General features: G+C 67.4%; 17 protein-coding genes. 10 read left to right on the top strand and 7 right to left on the bottom strand.

Translation table 11 applies throughout. The annotated features are described in order from the left end of the window. On the top strand, positions 1-259 hold a 259-nt coding region (locus EBL84_RS17235; RefSeq protein ID WP_223806942.1), incomplete at its 5' end, for a hypothetical protein. 14 nt (positions 260-273) lie between these two features. On the opposite strand, the gene tyrS is transcribed toward EBL84_RS17235, so the two are convergent. Beyond that, entirely contained in the window at positions 274-1,476 is a 1,203-nt protein-coding gene (tyrS, locus tag EBL84_RS02290; RefSeq protein WP_123139320.1) for a tyrosine--tRNA ligase, read from the bottom strand. Between the two features lie 258 nt (positions 1,477-1,734). Between tyrS and EBL84_RS17025 the strand changes: the two genes are divergently transcribed. Further along, the gene (locus tag EBL84_RS17025) at positions 1,735-1,929 is read left to right on the top strand and encodes a hypothetical protein (RefSeq protein WP_190287863.1); all 195 of its coding nucleotides are present in this window, start codon (positions 1,735-1,737) and stop codon (positions 1,927-1,929) included. 6 nt (positions 1,930-1,935) lie between these two features. On the opposite strand, the gene erpA is transcribed toward EBL84_RS17025, so the two are convergent. The 6 genes from erpA to EBL84_RS02255 form a co-directional block, all read right to left on the bottom strand. Further along, a complete protein-coding gene (gene erpA, locus EBL84_RS02280; RefSeq protein ID WP_123139319.1) occupies positions 1,936-2,286 on the bottom strand; it encodes an iron-sulfur cluster insertion protein ErpA in 351 nt (116 codons plus the stop codon). 99 nt (positions 2,287-2,385) lie between these two features. Then, positions 2,386-3,075 (bottom strand): DUF6776 family protein, encoded by a 690-nt coding sequence (locus EBL84_RS02275; RefSeq protein WP_123139318.1) that lies wholly within the window; start codon positions 3,073-3,075, stop codon positions 2,386-2,388. 4 nt (positions 3,076-3,079) lie between these two features. Beyond that, positions 3,080-4,111 (bottom strand): N-acetyl-gamma-glutamyl-phosphate reductase, encoded by a 1,032-nt coding sequence (argC, locus tag EBL84_RS02270; RefSeq protein ID WP_123139317.1) that lies wholly within the window; start codon positions 4,109-4,111, stop codon positions 3,080-3,082. A 318-nt stretch (positions 4,112-4,429) separates the two neighbouring features. Then, a complete protein-coding gene (locus EBL84_RS02265) occupies positions 4,430-4,792 on the bottom strand; it encodes an iron-sulfur cluster assembly accessory protein (RefSeq protein WP_005221723.1) in 363 nt (120 codons plus the stop codon). Positions 4,793-4,901: 109 nt separating this feature from the next. Continuing rightward, positions 4,902-5,405, bottom strand: a complete 504-nt coding sequence (locus EBL84_RS02260; protein ID WP_123139316.1) for a DUF5063 domain-containing protein — start codon at positions 5,403-5,405, stop codon at positions 4,902-4,904. Positions 5,406-5,478: 73 nt separating this feature from the next. After that, positions 5,479-5,643, bottom strand: a complete 165-nt coding sequence (locus tag EBL84_RS02255; protein WP_062276931.1) for a rubredoxin — start codon at positions 5,641-5,643, stop codon at positions 5,479-5,481. 285 nt (positions 5,644-5,928) lie between these two features. Here EBL84_RS02255 and EBL84_RS02250 point away from each other — a divergent pair, with 285 nt between their 5' ends. From EBL84_RS02250 to EBL84_RS02215, 8 genes are all read left to right on the top strand, one after another. Next, the gene (locus tag EBL84_RS02250; RefSeq protein WP_123139315.1) at positions 5,929-6,726 is read left to right on the top strand and encodes a hydroxymethylpyrimidine/phosphomethylpyrimidine kinase; all 798 of its coding nucleotides are present in this window, start codon (positions 5,929-5,931) and stop codon (positions 6,724-6,726) included. Beyond that, positions 6,723-7,355, top strand: a complete 633-nt coding sequence (gene thiE, locus EBL84_RS02245; RefSeq protein WP_123139314.1) for a thiamine phosphate synthase — start codon at positions 6,723-6,725, stop codon at positions 7,353-7,355. The genes EBL84_RS02250 and thiE overlap by 4 nt, the downstream gene beginning before the upstream one ends. Next, positions 7,355-8,638: a glutamate-1-semialdehyde 2,1-aminomutase gene (hemL, locus tag EBL84_RS02240; protein WP_062276924.1), complete on the top strand. Its 1,284-nt coding sequence runs from the start codon at positions 7,355-7,357 to the stop codon at positions 8,636-8,638. The genes thiE and hemL overlap by 1 nt, the downstream gene beginning before the upstream one ends. A gap of 665 nt (positions 8,639-9,303) precedes the next feature. Then, complete coding sequence (locus EBL84_RS02235; RefSeq protein ID WP_062276921.1) at positions 9,304-11,199, top strand: propionyl-CoA synthetase; 1,896 nt, start codon at positions 9,304-9,306, stop codon at positions 11,197-11,199. Positions 11,200-11,418: 219 nt separating this feature from the next. After that, positions 11,419-12,096, top strand: a complete 678-nt coding sequence (locus tag EBL84_RS02230; protein WP_062276918.1) for a GntR family transcriptional regulator — start codon at positions 11,419-11,421, stop codon at positions 12,094-12,096. 93 nt (positions 12,097-12,189) lie between these two features. Beyond that, on the top strand, positions 12,190-13,077 hold the full coding sequence (gene prpB / locus EBL84_RS02225) for a methylisocitrate lyase (protein ID WP_062276915.1): 888 nt from the start codon (positions 12,190-12,192) through the stop codon (positions 13,075-13,077). A 98-nt stretch (positions 13,078-13,175) separates the two neighbouring features. Beyond that, entirely contained in the window at positions 13,176-14,330 is a 1,155-nt protein-coding gene (gene prpC, locus EBL84_RS02220; protein ID WP_123139313.1) for a 2-methylcitrate synthase, read from the top strand. Positions 14,331-14,447: 117 nt separating this feature from the next. Beyond that, entirely contained in the window at positions 14,448-15,896 is a 1,449-nt protein-coding gene (locus tag EBL84_RS02215; protein WP_123139312.1) for a bifunctional 2-methylcitrate dehydratase/aconitate hydratase, read from the top strand. Positions 15,897-15,983: the final 87 nt, after the last annotated feature.

Raw genomic sequence — 15,983 nt, 5'->3', positions numbered from 1 at the left:
CTATTTTAAAGTAAAAAGTCAGTCTGTCAAGTCCTTTTTTTCGCTGCCGTTTCCGGCTGGTTGCTCGCGATCCGTTGCGAGCCGCTTATTAAACTGGATTCCGTATTCCGTGTCAACCGTCTTTTTTCCGGTCAACCCCGAATCGGTTGGTGATCCGGGCCGCTCTGCCCTGAGCGAGCTGCGCATTTTAGACTCTTCTCGAAAAACGTCAACACTTTTTTTGAAAAAACCTATCCCGGCCTTCCATGGCCCGGGATAGGCCTTCCGGCCATCTTAGGAAACGCGCACGCGCGCGAAGCGCCGCTTGCCCACTTGGTAGACGTGCTCACTGCCCGAGACACAAGCCAGACGCGGATCCTCGATGCGCTCGCCGTCGATGCGCACCGCGCCCTGGCCGATCATGCGGATCGCCTCGGAGGTACTCTTCACCAGCCCGGCCTCCTTGAGCAGGTTGGCGACCGGCAGGACATCATCGTCCTGCGGAGCCACCGTCAGCGATTCGATCTCCTCGGGCATCGCTCCCTTCTGGAAGCGCGCGATGAACTCTTCCTGGGCACGACGCGCCGCTTCCTGGCCATGGAAACGCCCGACCAGCTCGAGCGCGAGCTCGAACTTGATGTCACGCGGATTGGCCCCCTCCTCGACCGCGCGCTGCCACCCCTCGATCTCGGCCATCTCACGCCGACTGAGCAGCACGAAGTAACGCCACATCAGGGTGTCGGACACCGACATGATCTTGCCGAACATCTCTCCCGGCGCATCGGTGATGCCGATGTAGTTGCCGAGCGACTTCGACATCTTCTGCACACCATCGAGCCCCTCGAGGATCGGTACGGTGATCGCCACCTGCGGCTCCTGGCCGAAGCTTTCCTGGAGCTGACGCCCCACCAGCAGGTTGAACTTCTGATCGGTACCGCCGAGCTCGACGTCAGCCTTGAGTTGGCAGGAGTCATAGCCCTGGATCAGCGGATAGAGGAACTCGTGCACGGCGATCGGCTGACCACCCTTGTAGCGCTTGGCGAAGTCATCGCGCTCGAGCATGCGTGCAACGGTGTGCCGCGCGGCGATCTGGATCAGGCCGGCGGCGCCGAGCTCGTCCATCCACTGCGAGTTGAAGACGACCTGGGTGCGCTCGGGGTCGAGGATCTTGAACACCTGCTCGCGATAGGTAGCGGCATTCTCCATGATCTGCTCGCGGGTGAGCGGCGGGCGAGTGGCGCTCTTGCCGCTGGGGTCGCCGATCATGCCGGTGAAGTCGCCGATCAGGAACAGCACCTCGTGGCCGAGATCCTGGAACTGACGCAGCTTGTTGATCAGCACGGTGTGGCCGAGGTGCAGGTCGGGCGCGGTGGGATCGAACCCGGCCTTGATGCGTAGCGACCCTCCACGCGCGAGCTTCTTGCGCAACAGATCCTCGACGAGGATCTCATCGGTACCGCGCTTGATGAGCGCGAGGGCGTGGTCGAGTGCTTCCATCGTTATCGTGTCTTCTCAGCTGTGGCGCGCCCTTGAGGCGCAAAGAGAAGAGCCTACGACGCCACCCAGGGGGACTCAAGCGCAATCGCTACCGACCGGGCACGGGCGCACCCATCCTTGTGAGAAGCCGTTCTTTGGTACTACACTAGGACTCGAAAATAAAGCCCTACATCATTGTAAATAAAAGACATTATGCGCGACTACAAATTCAGGCAGAGCGATATCCCGCTTCGCCCCCGCCGCAGACGCGGACCACGCGTGTTCCCGATCCTGCTGTTGCTCACGGTGGTCGGGGGCGCTGGTTATGGTGCCTACTGGTGGTTCGAGCACATGCCTCAGGGCCAGCCCCAGGCGGTCGACACCGACGCGCGCGTCATCCCGCTGGAGCTGCCGCCGCTGCAGGCCGAGCTGACCGAACTCCCGCAGAGCGGGACGACGACCGCCCCGCGCTGACCGCACTCAGGCCGAGAACGACGACCCGCAGCCGCAGGTGGTTGAGGCATTGGGGTTGCGGATCACGAACTGGGCGCCGTGCAGCCCCTCGGTATAGTCGATCTCGGCCCCCATCAGATATTGCATGCTCATCGGATCGACGAGCAGCTTGACGCCGTCGGTGACGACCTCGGTGTCGCCGTCCTCGGTACGCTCCTCGAAGGCGAAGCCATACTGGAAGCCGGAACAGCCGCCGCCCTGGATATAGACGCGCAGCATCAGCCCCGGGTTGCCCTCCTCGGCGATCAGCTCCGCCACCTTCGAGGCGGCCGACGTGGTGAAGACCAGTGGGGCATCGGTAGCGGCATCGGCGCTCATGACATGGACATCCTCGTGATGATGGTGATGTCTGCCGAGATGCGTCCCGCCGGGAGCAGGTTCAACCACGCGCCGGACACGGCAGCGCCCAGCGCCGGGTCAGTCGATCAGCTCCAGCGGCCAGGGGAAGGAGGCGCTGGTCGCGGCCAGGCGCTCGCCATCCGGCTCGATCTGGATCACCACCAGCTGCGGGGCGAAGCCCTCGGGCAGCATGAACCAGCCCGAGCAGTGCTGATAGTGTTCGAAGTCCATGCCGATCGTCGCCGGCTCGGCAGTCAGCTCATCGAGTCGCAACCGCGCCGGCTCATCGCCGCGCACCCCCTCGATGACCAGCACCACCCGCCCCTCGACCTGCCCCACCCCGTCGACGAGCTGGGTGAGCAGGAAGTCATAGCCATAGCGACGCGGCTGCGATTGCGCCGACAGCCGCAGATCGTGTGCGCGAACCGCCCCCTTGTCACCGGCCTGCAGCAGACGCTTGAGATAGGAGAGTTCGCGCGCCTGCTCGAGCCGCGCATCCTGTGCCGCCTCCAGGCGCGACTGCAGCACCCGCACCGTCTCGCGCTCGATCGTCCGGTCGCGTTCGAGGATCAGCGCCTGCTGGCGTGCCGCATCGAGTTCGCGAGCCAGCGTCTCGCGCTCGACCGCGAGCCTGGCCAGCTCCGGGCCGAGCTCGGTGCGCGCCGGGATGCGACCGAGTTCGTAACCGACGCCGCAGGCGAGCGCGATGAAGAACAGACACGCCAGCAGCGCGAACCCCCGGGCCGAGCGCTCGCCACGGCTCGCCATCGGCTCAGGGCAGCAGCGCCAGGGCATCGAGCCCGAGCGACTCGTCGAGCCCGAGCATCAGGTTCATGTTCTGCACCGCCTGACCGGCCGCGCCCTTGACCAGGTTGTCGATCACCGACTGGACCACGACCACCCCCGAGTCGCCCTGACGGGTGACGGCGATACGGCACAGGTTGGAGCCACGCACGGTACGGGTCTCGGGGTGCGAGCCGGCCGGCATCAGGTCGACGAAGGGCTCGTCGGCATAGCGGCGCGCATAGATCGCCTCGAGATCCCGGCCGGGCTCGAGTTCGCGGGCATAGAGCGTCGCTTCGATACCGCGCACCATCGGCACCAGATGGGGTACGAAGGTGAGGTTGACCGGCGAAGCGGCTGCGGCGTTCAGGTTCTGGGTGATCTCCGGGCCATGGCGATGACCACCGGCGGCATAGGCCTTGAAGCTCTCGCCGACCTCGGCCATCAGCTGACCGACGTTGGCCTTGCGCCCGGCGCCGCTGACCCCCGATTTGCCGTCGGCGATCAGCCACGACGGATCGACCACACCGGCCTCGAGCAGCGGCAGCAGACCCAGCGTCACCGCCGTCGGGTAGCAGCCGGGATTGGCCACCAGACGCGCCTCGCGGATCGCCGCGCGGTTGACCTCGGGCAGACCGTAGACGGCCTCGGCCACCAGCTCGGGACAGGCGTGCGACATGCCGTACCAACGCTCCCACTCGGCGATGTCCTTGATGCGGAAGTCGGCGGCGAGATCGACCACCCGGGTCCCGCGCGCCAGCAGCTCCGGCACCAGCTTCATCGCCGTGCCGTTGGGGGTGGCGAAGAACACCAGATCGCAGCCGCCGAGGGTCTCGGCATCGGGCGCGCTGAAGCACAGGTCGACATGACCGCGCAGATGGGGGAAGAGCTCGGCGACCGGCAGCCCGGCCTCGCCGCGAGAGGTGATGACCGCGATCTCCACCTCGGGGTGACGCGCCAGGATGCGCAGCAGCTCGGCACCGGTGTAACCGGTACCACCAACGATTCCAACCTTAAACATGCTCAAGCCTCCATGCACGGACCAGCGAGGGGCCGCGCACGACGAGAATCCTTATAGAGGACAGCGGGCGGTGACCCACGCCATCGATCCGGCCCGACGGCGGGAAGGACGACGACCGGGGACACCGGACCTCGCCGCATCGATGATCGGGCGAGGACGGAACGCGCGGGGATCGGCGTCACGCCGATCGCGGCAGCGCGACCGACGGACTGGTGACGCACCCGGGGGGTGCTCGCCTGACGGGTTCGGCGCAAAGGCCGCCGGAAGGCGGCCTCGCGAGTGCCGGGCGGGGCCGGCACCAGCGGATCCGGGACGGGATCAGCTGCAACCGCTGCCGGAACCACAGCTGGAGCAACCACCGCCCTGGACCTGGGGGAGGTTGTTGAAGACGAAGGTCGCGGTGCCTTCGCCATCATCGGAGAAGTCGATCTCGACGCCGCGAAGATACTCCAGCGTGCCATCGTCGACCACGACCTTGAAGCCGTCGCACTCGAGCACGCCATCGTTGTCGTTGATGGCATCGGTGAAGGTCATGCCGAAGCTGACGCCGCTGCAACCGCCGGGCGAGGCGAACACGCGAACCCCCTGCACGGTCGCGTCGACCTGTGAGAACAACTCCTGCATCTTCGCCTGGGCCGGTGCCGTCAGGGTCAGCTCCGCGTCGGTGAGCGCTGCGGACATGTGGGGCGAACCTCTTCTTCAGAAAACGGAAAAATAGTTCTTGAGCATAGCAAAAGCACTCAGGGGCATCCAGCAAGCGCGCCCGGCCTCAAGCGATCGGGGGCCCCGCTCAGAGCCGACCGTCGGCGATCAGCATGGAGAGATGACGCTCGGCGTCGAGCAGATGACGCGACCAGTGCAGCTCATAACCCGCGCACCAGGCCGCCAACGCCCACTCCGGGTCCTCGTCGTAGGCACAGAGTCCGGCCTTGAGTTCGCAGTAGATGTCGGTCAGGTCATCGGCGAGGCTGCCGGACATGGCCTCGCGCCCCTCACTGGCGAGATCGAACTCGAGCCAGTAACCGTCAAGATCGGCGAGCAATCGGCGCAGATGGGAGAAGAGCTCGAAGCGGGCATCGAGATCGACCGGCGGCACGTGACCGGCGCCCAGTCCAGCCGCGCTCAACGGGGCGATGAGCGCATGCAGCCTGGGCAGCAGCACCGCCAACTCGGGCAGCCAGTGCAGCCGACCACGGGTCGATGACTCGATCAGGCTGCAGTAACGGCGCACCAGCGAGACGAGCTCGCCGCAGGGCGCTTCGGAGACGGGCGATGGGCGGGTGAGGACTTCCATGCCAAGGAGTGTAGCCGAGAATGCGGCCAAGTGACCCCAACTTGATCCAACCCCTTCGATCAGGACGCGATCCTCACACCTCGACCATCTCGAAATCCTCCTTGCCGGCGCCGCACTCGGGGCAGCGCCAGTCGGCCGGGACATCGGCCCAGCGGGTGCCGGGCGGGATGCCGTCCTCGGGCCAGCCCTCGGCCTCGTCGTAGATCAGTCCACAGACAATACAGAGATAGGTCTTCATCGGGGTGTACGACCTCAGGCTACTCCGCGCACCGAGCGGCCATGGTGTCGACACCCGGCCAGCACGCGCGGTTAAATACTGCCAGACACAATCGGGGGAGACCCCGCGGTTTTCAACGTCGACGACCGTCCCGACGGGTTCGGGACCGTGCCCGCGACGCGCTCGCGATCACCATCGATCGGCGGCTGATCATGCCCCTGATCGCCGCCGGGCGCAGACTTGCCGGGCAATCGTCGTCATCACGCCCGGCGCATCGACACCGGGCCTCTCGCGGAGATATCTCGAATGATCAATGACAGCCCTGAGCGGGCGGTGGTGCTCTGTATCGGCGGCCACGACCCGAGCGGCGGCGCCGGCATCATGGCCGATGCCGAAACGATCGCCGCGCACGGCGGCTTCGCGGTGAGCGCGATCAGCGCGCTGACCGACCAGGACACCTGCGGCGTGCGCGCCATCCACGCCCAGCCGGCCGAGCAGCTCGAGGCCCAGTGCCGCACCCTGATCGCCGACAGCGCGCCGCGCGCGATCAAGGTCGGGCTGCTCGGCAGCTCGCGCGCGGTCCGCGTGATCTCCACCCTCGCCGACGAGCACCCCGAGCTGCCGCTGGTGCTCGACCCGGTGCTCGCGTCGGGGACCGGCCAGCGTGTCGCCGACGCCGCGGTGCTCAACCAGCTGCGCCATAACCTGATCGCACGCAGCACCCTGGTGACCCCCAACCTGCCCGAGGCGCGCACCCTCACCGACCTCCAGGACCCGGCGCGATGCGCCGAACGGCTGCTCGGCAGCGGTGCGCGCTGGGTGTTGATCACCGGCACCCACGACACCACCGAGCATGTCACCAATCGTCTCTACGGTCGCAGCGGCGCGCGTCACCAGTGGGACTGGCCACGCCTCCCCGGCGAATACCACGGCTCCGGCTGCACCCTGGCGAGTGCCATCGCCGTGCGCCTGGCCAGGGGCGAGTCGATGGTCGATGCGGTGACCGCGGCCCAGGAGTACACCTGGAACGCACTCGATCAGGCCTTCCGCACCGGGCGCTGCCAGCTCACCCCCAACCGCTTCTACGCACAGTCGCACCCATGAGCCAGGCGTTGCACGGGCTCTATGCCATCACCCCCACCGCCCCGCACCCGCGCCCGCTCACCGAGCGCGTGGCCGAGGCCATCGCCGGCGGTGCGCGGCTGATCCAGTTTCGCGACAAGGGGACGGATGCGCGGGCGCGCGAGCAGCAGGCCCGCGCCCTGCTCGACTGCTGCCGCGCCGGCGGCGCGCGACTGATCATCAACGACGACCTCGCGCTCGCCGCACGCATCCACGCCGATGGCGTCCATCTCGGGCGCGACGACGGCGACCCGCGCGACGCGCGCGCCTTGCTCGGCGAGGGGGCGATCATCGGCGTCTCCTGCTACGACGCGCTCGAGCGCGCCCGCCGGGCGGCGGCGGCGGGCGCGAGCTATGTCGCCTTCGGCAGCTTCTTCGCCTCGCCGACCAAGCCCGCGGCGGTACGCGCCACCCCCGAACTGCTCGACGCCGCACGGCGCGAGATCCCGCTGCCGCGAGTTGCGATCGGTGGGATCACGCCACAAAATGGCGGTTTGCTGATCGCAGCGGGAGCGGACATGCTCGCCGTCGTCAGCGGAGTCTTCGCGGCGCCCGATGTCGCCGTCGCGGCCCGCGCCTACACCTCACTGTTCCCCAAGGAGTCATCCTGATGAGCCGATCCCATGAACTCTTCGAAGCCGCGCAGCGCCACATCCCCGGCGGCGTCAACTCGCCGGTGCGCGCGTTCCGAGGCGTCGGTGGCGACCCGGTGTTCTTCGAGCGCGCCGAGGGCGCCTACGCCTACGACGCCGACGGCAAGCGCTATGTCGACTATGTCGGCTCCTGGGGCCCGATGATCCTCGGCCACGCCCACCCCGAGGTGCTCGGCGCGGTCGAGGAGCGGATGCGCAAGGGCCTGTCCTTCGGCGCCCCGACCGAGGTCGAGACCCAGATGGCCGACACCGTCTGCGAGCTGGTGCCGAGCATGGAGATGGTGCGCATGGTCAGCTCCGGCACCGAGGCGACGATGAGCGCGCTGCGCCTGGCGCGCGGCTACACCGGTCGCGACAAGGTGGTGAAGTTCGAGGGCTGCTACCACGGTCACGTCGACTCGCTGCTGGTCAAGGCCGGCTCCGGCGCCCTGACCTTCGGTGAGCCCAACTCCCCCGGCGTCCCCGCCGCACTCGCCGAGCTGACCATCACCCTGCCCTACAACGACATCGCGGCGGTGCGCGAGACCTTCGCCGAGATCGGCTCCGAGATCGCCTGCATCATCGTCGAGCCGGTCGCCGGCAACATGAACTGCATCCCGCCGCTGCCGGGCTTCCTCGAGGGTCTGCGCGAGGTCTGCACCGAGCACGGCGCGGTGCTGATCTTCGACGAGGTGATGAGCGGCTTCCGCGTCTCACTCGGCGGCGCCCAGGGTCACTTCGGCGTCACCCCCGACCTCACCACCCTCGGCAAGGTCATCGGCGGCGGCATGCCGGTCGGCGCCTTCGGCGGCAAGCGCGAGATCATGGAGCACGTCTCCCCGGTCGGCCCGGTCTACCAGGCCGGCACCCTCTCGGGTAATCCGATCGCCATGGCCGCGGGCCTCAAGACCCTCGAGCTGATCAGCGAGCCGGGCTTCTACGACCGTCTCACCGCCACCACCAGCGAGCTGCTCGCCGGCCTGCGCGAGCGCGCCGCCGCCGCCGGGGTGCCCTTCACCACCAACCAGGCGGGCGCCATGTTCGGCCTGTTCTTCAGCGCCGAGCCGGTCACCGGCTTCGACCAGGCGACCGCCTGCAACCAGGAGCACTTCAAGGCCTTCTTCCACGGCATGCTCGAGCGCGGTGTCTATCTCGCGCCCTCGGCCTTCGAGGCCGGCTTCGTCTCGATCAAGCACGGCGAGGCCGAGATCCAGGCCACCCTCGACGCCGCCGCCGAGGTGTTCGCCGAGATCGCCGGCTGACCCGGGGCGACCGCCCCCTCACCCGGACGGGCCCCGCCCGTCCGGGTCTTCTCACCGCCAAACCCCACCCGACACCGGCAGCCGAGCCACCGCGCCCCGGCAACTGCCGCGACCGCCACACGCACACGCAACGCAACCGCGCGCACCGAACGAAGCGCGACGCGGACACGAAACGAAAACACCGCGACAGACCTCCCTTCCCGGCCATCAACACGATCCGCTGACAGCGCCTCGAAAAGACCGGCCTCCAGGCGAATGAAACACGCCCTCGAGCCCAGCGCCGACGCACACACCTCAATCCACTCAGGGTGACATGCCGGACGGTCACGGCACGAATCATCACCGCCGCCGCTCACGACAATTCAGCAGCCACCGAAAGCCTTAAAAAATCGCCATAAAAACAGCAATATAAATTCATCGTACAGGCTTTCGCGCGCGATATAACCGGGTCCAGAACAGAGATCAACCCCCTTCGCCCTATACGAAATATTCGCTTTGCTAATTCACTCATCAACGACCTCGACAGCCTCTCGGGCGCGACCTGCAGTCATTGACGGAATGATTGCAAATTCGTTTACACGGCACTAATGTCGCCACGCATCGAGTTCCACGAGGCCTTCCATCGATGTAGTGGAGGCCCAGATCTCAACACAGAGGATAGAGCGATGGACTATCAGAGCGTCTACAAGCATTCGATGAAAGACCCCGAGGCCTTCTGGGCGGAGGCGGCCAGCCTCATCGACTGGGACAAGCCGTGGGACAAGGTGCTCGACGACGCCAACAAGCCCTTCTACCGCTGGTTCAGTGGCGCGATGATGAACACCTGCTACAACGCGGTGGACCGTCATGTGATCGCCGGTCGCGGCGACCAGGCGGCGATCATCCACGACAGCCCGGTGACCGGCAGCAAGCGGGTGATCACCTACGCCGAGCTGCAGCAGCAGGTCGCGAAGATGGCCGGCGCGCTGCAGGCGCAGGGCGTGACCAAGGGCGACCGGGTGATCATCTACATGCCGATGGTGGCCGAGGCGCTGATCGCCATGCTCGGCTGCGCGCGCATCGGCGCCATCCACTCGGTGGTGTTCGGCGGCTTCTCCTCGCACGAGCTGGCCACCCGCATCGATGACGCCAAGCCGAAGATGATCGTCGCCGCCTCCTGCGGCATCGAGCCCAACCGCGTGGTGCACTACAAGCCGCTGCTCGACGAGGCGATCGAACTCTCCACCCACAAGCCCGAGCACTGCCTCGTGCTGCAGCGCCCCGAGGAGCCCGGTACCCTGGTCGAGGGTCGCGACCTCGGCTGGGCCGAGGCGCTCGCCGCCGCCGAGCCGGCCGATTGCGTCTCGGTGGCCGCCACCGATCCGCTCTACATCCTCTACACCTCCGGCACCACCGGCCAGCCCAAGGGCGTGGTGCGCGACAACGGCGGTCACGCCGTAGCGCTGGCCTGGAGCATGGGCAACATCTACGACGTCCAGCCCGGCGAGGTGTTCTGGGCCGCCTCCGACGTCGGCTGGGTGGTGGGTCACTCCTACATCGTCTACGCCCCGCTGCTGCGCGGCTGCACCACCGTGGTCTACGAGGGCAAGCCGGTCGGCACCCCGGATGCCGGCGCCTTCTGGCGGGTGATCGAGGAGCACAAGGTCAAGGTGCTGTTCACCGCGCCGACCGCCTTCCGCGCGATCAAGGGCGCCGACCCCAAGGCCGAGCATCTCGGGCGCTACGACACCAGCTCGCTGAGCGCGCTGTTCCTCGCCGGCGAGCGTTGCGACCCCGACACCCTGCACTGGGCCGAGGACATCCTCAAGCGCCCGGTGATCGACCACTGGTGGCAGACCGAGACCGGTTGGGCGATCGCGGCCAACTGCATCGGCATCGAGCAGCTCCCGGTCAAGGCCGGCTCGCCGACCTGCGCCGTCCCCGGCTACGACATCCAGGTACTCGACGACGAGGGCGAGCCGGTCAAACCGGGCAACATCGGCCGCATCATGGTGAAGCTGCCGCTGCCGCCCGGCTGTCTGTCGACCCTGTGGGGCAACGACACCCGCTACGTCCAGTCCTACCTCTCGGCCGAGCCGGGCTACTACCTCACCGGCGACGCCGGCTATCTCGACGAGGACGGCTACGTCTTCGTGATGAGCCGTATCGACGACATCATCAACGTCGCCGGTCACCGGCTCTCGACCGGCGCGATGGAGGGCGTGCTCGCCTCGCACCCGGACGTCGCCGAGTGCGCGGTGATCGGCGCCGCCGACGAGCTCAAGGGCGAGCTACCGCTCGGCCTGGTGGTGCTCAAGTCCGGGGTCGAGCGCGATCACGACACGATCAAGAAGGAGTTGGTCAAGCTGGTGCGCGAACAGATCGGTCCGGTCGCGGCGTTCAAGACCGTTGCCGTGGTCGAGCGTCTGCCCAAGACCCGCTCGGGCAAGATCCTGCGCGGTACCATGAAGGCGATCGCCGACGGCACCACCTACAAGCAGCCGGCAACCATCGACGACCCCTCGATCCTCGACGAGATCACCAGCTCGCTCAGCGCCATCGGCTACGGCCGTCACGACTGATCCCCCCGCGACGACCGTCCGCACGGACGGTCGCGTGCGCCGCCCGCCCCACCGGGCGGCGCACCCCACGCCACAGCTCCTCCGTCCGCCCCTCCCCAACACCCCCGACAAGATCGACTATCAGCCTGCTCAATCCGCAGCATTGTCGACAATCAGGATTGACATCGATAAAAAACACGCTATCTTCGCTGTCATTCTGTTGAAGTGTCGACAATCCAGATGACAAAGGCCTCCAACGCCTCAACCGAGCCCAGCTCCACCATCGCCGATCGCATCTTCGACCAGATGCGTCAGGCGATCGTCGAGGGCGGCATCCCCGCGGGCAGCAAGATCAGCGAGCCGGTGCTCGCCGCCCGCTACGGGATCAGCCGCGGGCCGCTGCGCGAGGCGCTGCGTCGGCTTGAGTCGATCAAGCTGGTCGAGCGCCGCGCCAACGTCGGCGCCCGGGTGATCCAGCTCAACAGCGACCAGCTGCTCGAGATCTACGACGTGCGCGAGGCGCTCGAGGGCATGGCCGCGCGGATCGCCGCCGAGCGCATGCCGGAGGGCGCGATCGAGGAGCTCAAGGCGCTGCTGGCGCATCATCGCGGCGACATCGCCCGCGACGACTGGCAGACCTACTTCCAGGAGGAGGGCGATCTGGATTTCCACTTCCGCATCGTCCAGGGCGGCGGCAACCGCCGACTGGTCGACATCCTCTGCAACGACCTCTACCACCTGGCGCGGATGTATCGCTGCCAGTTCGGGATGCGGAGCGAGCGGGCGCGGGACGCGCTCAAGGAGCACGAACTCGTCGTCGACGCCATCGCGGCGCGGGACGGCGAGCTGGCGGAGTGGCTGATGCGTCGCCACATCCGCGCCTCGCGCGAGGCCATCGCCCGGCGCCTCGTCCCATAGCGCGGACGACGACCGCGGGCCGGGTCCGCGCATCGAAATCACCACAGTCACGGACGCCGCACGCGTCCGGGCGGTTCAAGGAGACCCAACACCATGAGCGACACCATGACGGCCGGCGCACGACTGCGACTCGCGGTCCAGGAAGAGAACCCCCTGCAGATCATCGGCGCAATCAACGCCTATCACGCGATGATGGCCGAGCGCACCGGCTACCGCGCCATCTATCTCTCCGGCGGCGGTGTCGCCGCGGGCTCCTACGGCCTGCCCGACCTGGGCATGACCAGCCTCGATAACGTCCTCGAGGACGTGCGCCGCATCACCGACGCCACCCAGACCCCGCTGCTGGTCGACGCCGACACCGGCTGGGGCGGCGCCTTCAACATCGCCCGCACCGTGCGCCTGCTCAACCAGGCCGGCGCCGCCGGTTGCCACATCGAGGACCAGGTCGCGGCCAAGCGCTGCGGTCACCGTCCGGGCAAGGCGATCGTCTCGCAGGCCGAGATGGTCGACCGCATCAAGGCCGCGGTCGACGCACGCCGTGACGACTTCGTGATCATGGCGCGCACCGACGCGCTCGCCGTCGAGGGCATGGACGCCGCCATCGAGCGCGCCGTGGCCTGTGTCGAGGCCGGCGCCGACATGATCTTCCCCGAGGCGATGACCGAACTCGAGCAGTACCGTCAGTTCACCGCCGCGGTCAACGTCCCGGTGCTCGCCAACATCACCGAGTTCGGCGCCACCCCGCTGTTCAAGACCACCGAGCTCGCCGAGGTCGGCGTCTCCATGGTGCTCTACCCGCTGTCGGCCTTCCGCGCCATGAACAAGGCCGCGCTCAACGTCTACCAGGCGATCCGCAACGAGGGCACCCAGGCCGGCGTCATCGACACCATGCAGACCCGCATGGAGCTCTACGATTACCTCGGCTACCACGCCTTCGAGCAGAAGCTCGACGCCCTGTTCGAGCAGAACAAACCCGAGTAAATCCCTGACGCAGGAGACGCCCGGCCACGCCTCGGCCAGCGTCTCCCGCCCCGTCGCACGCGCCGCGTCCGGGGCCAACCCGATCCGAGGAGAGAACCATGGCCGAGACCTCGCAGACCCAGCTGCCCAAGCCGAAGAAGTCCGTCGCCCTGTCCGGCACCGCCGCGGGCAACACCGCCATCTGCACCGTTGGCCGCACCGGCAACGACCTGCACTACCGTGGCTACGACATCCTCGACTTCGCCGACCAGGCCGAGTTCGAGGAGATCGCCTACCTGCTCATCCACGGGCGTCTGCCCAACCACGCCGAGCTGGCCGCCTACAAGCGCAAGCTCAAGAGCCTGCGCGGCCTGCCCGCGGCGCTCAAGACCGCGCTCGAGCAGCTGCCGCCCTCGGCCCACCCGATGGACGTGATGCGTACCGGCTGCTCGGTGCTCGGCACCCTCGAGCCGGAGAAGGACGACATGTCGGTGGCCGGCGCACGCGACATCGGCGACCGGCTGCTCGCCAGCTTCGGCTCGATGCTGATGTACTGGTACCACTTCTCGCACAACGGGCGGCGCATCGAGGTCGAGACCGACGATGATTCGATCGGCGGTCACCTGCTCCACCTGCTCCACGGCGAGACCCCCTCGGACGAGTGGGTGCACGCGATGCACACCTCGCTGATCCTCTACGCCGAGCACGAGTTCAACGCCTCGACCTTCACCTCGCGCGTGGTCGCCGGCACCAACTCCGACATCTACTCGGCGATCACCGGCGCCATCGGCGCGCTGCGCGGTCCCAAGCACGGCGGTGCCAACGAGGTCGCCTGCGACATCCAGAACCGCTACGCCACCGCCGACGAGGCCGAGGCCGACATCACCGAGCGGGTCGCACGCAAGGAGATCATCATCGGCTTCGGCCACCCGGTCTACACCATCGCCGATCCGCGCAACAAGGTGATCAAGGCCGTGGCCAAGCGTCTCGCCGAGGGCAATGGCGACATGCGCATGTTCCAGGTCGCCGAGCGTCTGGAGACGGTGATGTGGGACCTCAAGAAGATGTTCCCCAACCTCGACTGGTTCTCGGCCGTGTCCTACGCGCAGATGGGCGTGCCCACCGCGATGTTCACCCCCTTCTTCGTGATCTCGCGGACCACCGGCTGGGTGGCACACGTCATCGAGCAGCGCCAGGACGGCAAGATCATCCGCCCGAGCGCCAACTATGTCGGTCCCGAGGACCTCAACTGGCTGCCGATCAAGCAGCGCTGAGCCAGCTACCAGCTACCAGCTACCAGCTACCAGCTACCAGCTACCAGCTCGAGGCTGGAGCTGGTGGCCGGCGGCTGCAAGCCACCGCATTCCCAACCCACTGGAGACCTCATTCAAATGAGCGCACATATCGCCGACGCCAACGTTCGCCCCGATCCGGACCAGGAACTGGTCGCCATCGCCGACTACGTCTGCAACACCGAGATCGACTCGGCCGAGGCCATCACCACCGCCCGTCACTGCCTGATGGACTCGCTCGGCTGCGCCATGCTCGCGCTGCAGTACCCCGAGTGCACCAAGCACCTCGGCGCCATCGTCCCCGGCACCACCGTGCCCAACGGTTCGCGCGTGCCCGGCACCGCCTTCCAGCTCGACCCGGTCAAGGCCGCCTGGGACATCGGCGCCATGGTCCGCTGGCTCGACTTCAACGACACCTGGCTCGCCGCCGAGTGGGGCCACCCCTCCGACAACCTCGGCGCCATCCTCGGTCTCGGTGACTATCTCTCGCGCAAGGCGGTGGCCGACGGCGCCGCGCCCCTGACCGTGGGCGACGTGCTGCAGTACATGGTCAAGGCACACGAGATCCAGGGCGTGCTCGCCCTCGAGAACAGCTTCAACCGCGTCGGTCTCGACCACGTGCTGCTGGTCAAGGTGGCCTCGGCGGCGGTCTCGGCGCTGATGCTCGGCGCCGATCGCGACCAGGTCATCGACACCCTGTCGCAGGCCTGGGTCGACGGCCAGGCGCTGCGCACCTACCGTCACGCCCCCAACACCGGCTCGCGCAAGTCGTGGGCGGCGGGCGATGCCAGCTCGCGCGCGGTGCGTCTGGCGATGATGGTCGATCGTGGCGAGATGGGCCTGCCCTCGGTGCTGAGCGCGCCGACCTGGGGCTTCTACGACGTGCTGTTCAAGGGCAACAAGTTCGCCTTCCAGCGCGACTACGGCAGCTATGTGATGGAGAACATCCTGTTCAAGATCAGCTTCCCTGCCGAGTTCCACGCCCAGACCGCGGTCGAGTGCGCGATGCGCCTGCACGACCAGGTCAAGGACCGCATCGACGAGATCGAGCGCATCGAGCTGGTCACCCAGGAGTCGGCGATCCGCATCATCAGCAAGGACGGCCCGCTCTACAACCCGGCCGACCGCGACCACTGCCTGCAGTACATGGTCGCCGTGCCGCTGATCCACGGTCGTCTCACCGCCGCCGACTACGAGGACGGCGTCGCCGCCGATCCGCGCATCGATGCGCTGCGTGAAAAGATGGTGGTGCGCGAGGATCCGCGTTACACCGCCGAGTACCTCGATCCCGAGAAGCGCTCGATCGCCAACGCCGTGCAGGTCTTCTTCAAGGACGGCAGCAGCACCGAGCTGGTCGAGGTCGAGTACCCGATCGGTCACCGTCGTCGTCGCGCCGAGGGCATCCCGGTGCTCGAGGCGAAGTTCCTCGCCGCACTCAAGACCCGCTTCCCCAAGGGTCAGGCACAGCGCATCTACGACCTCTGCCAGGACGAGCAGCAGCTGATGCAGACCCCGGTGCACCAGTTCATGGACCTGTTCATGATCTGACCCCGGTCGCGCGCCCCCGCCGGGGCGCGCCCCGAGCGGGGTGGCCGAGGCCACCCCGCGCCCCTCTCTCCACCCCCCGCCGCCCCC

Origin of the sequence: Marichromatium sp. AB31 (assembly GCF_003718685.1) — a bacterium.
Classification (GTDB): domain Bacteria; phylum Pseudomonadota; class Gammaproteobacteria; order Chromatiales; family Chromatiaceae; genus Marichromatium; species Marichromatium gracile.
This window is presented reverse-complemented; position numbering and strand designations above follow the sequence as displayed.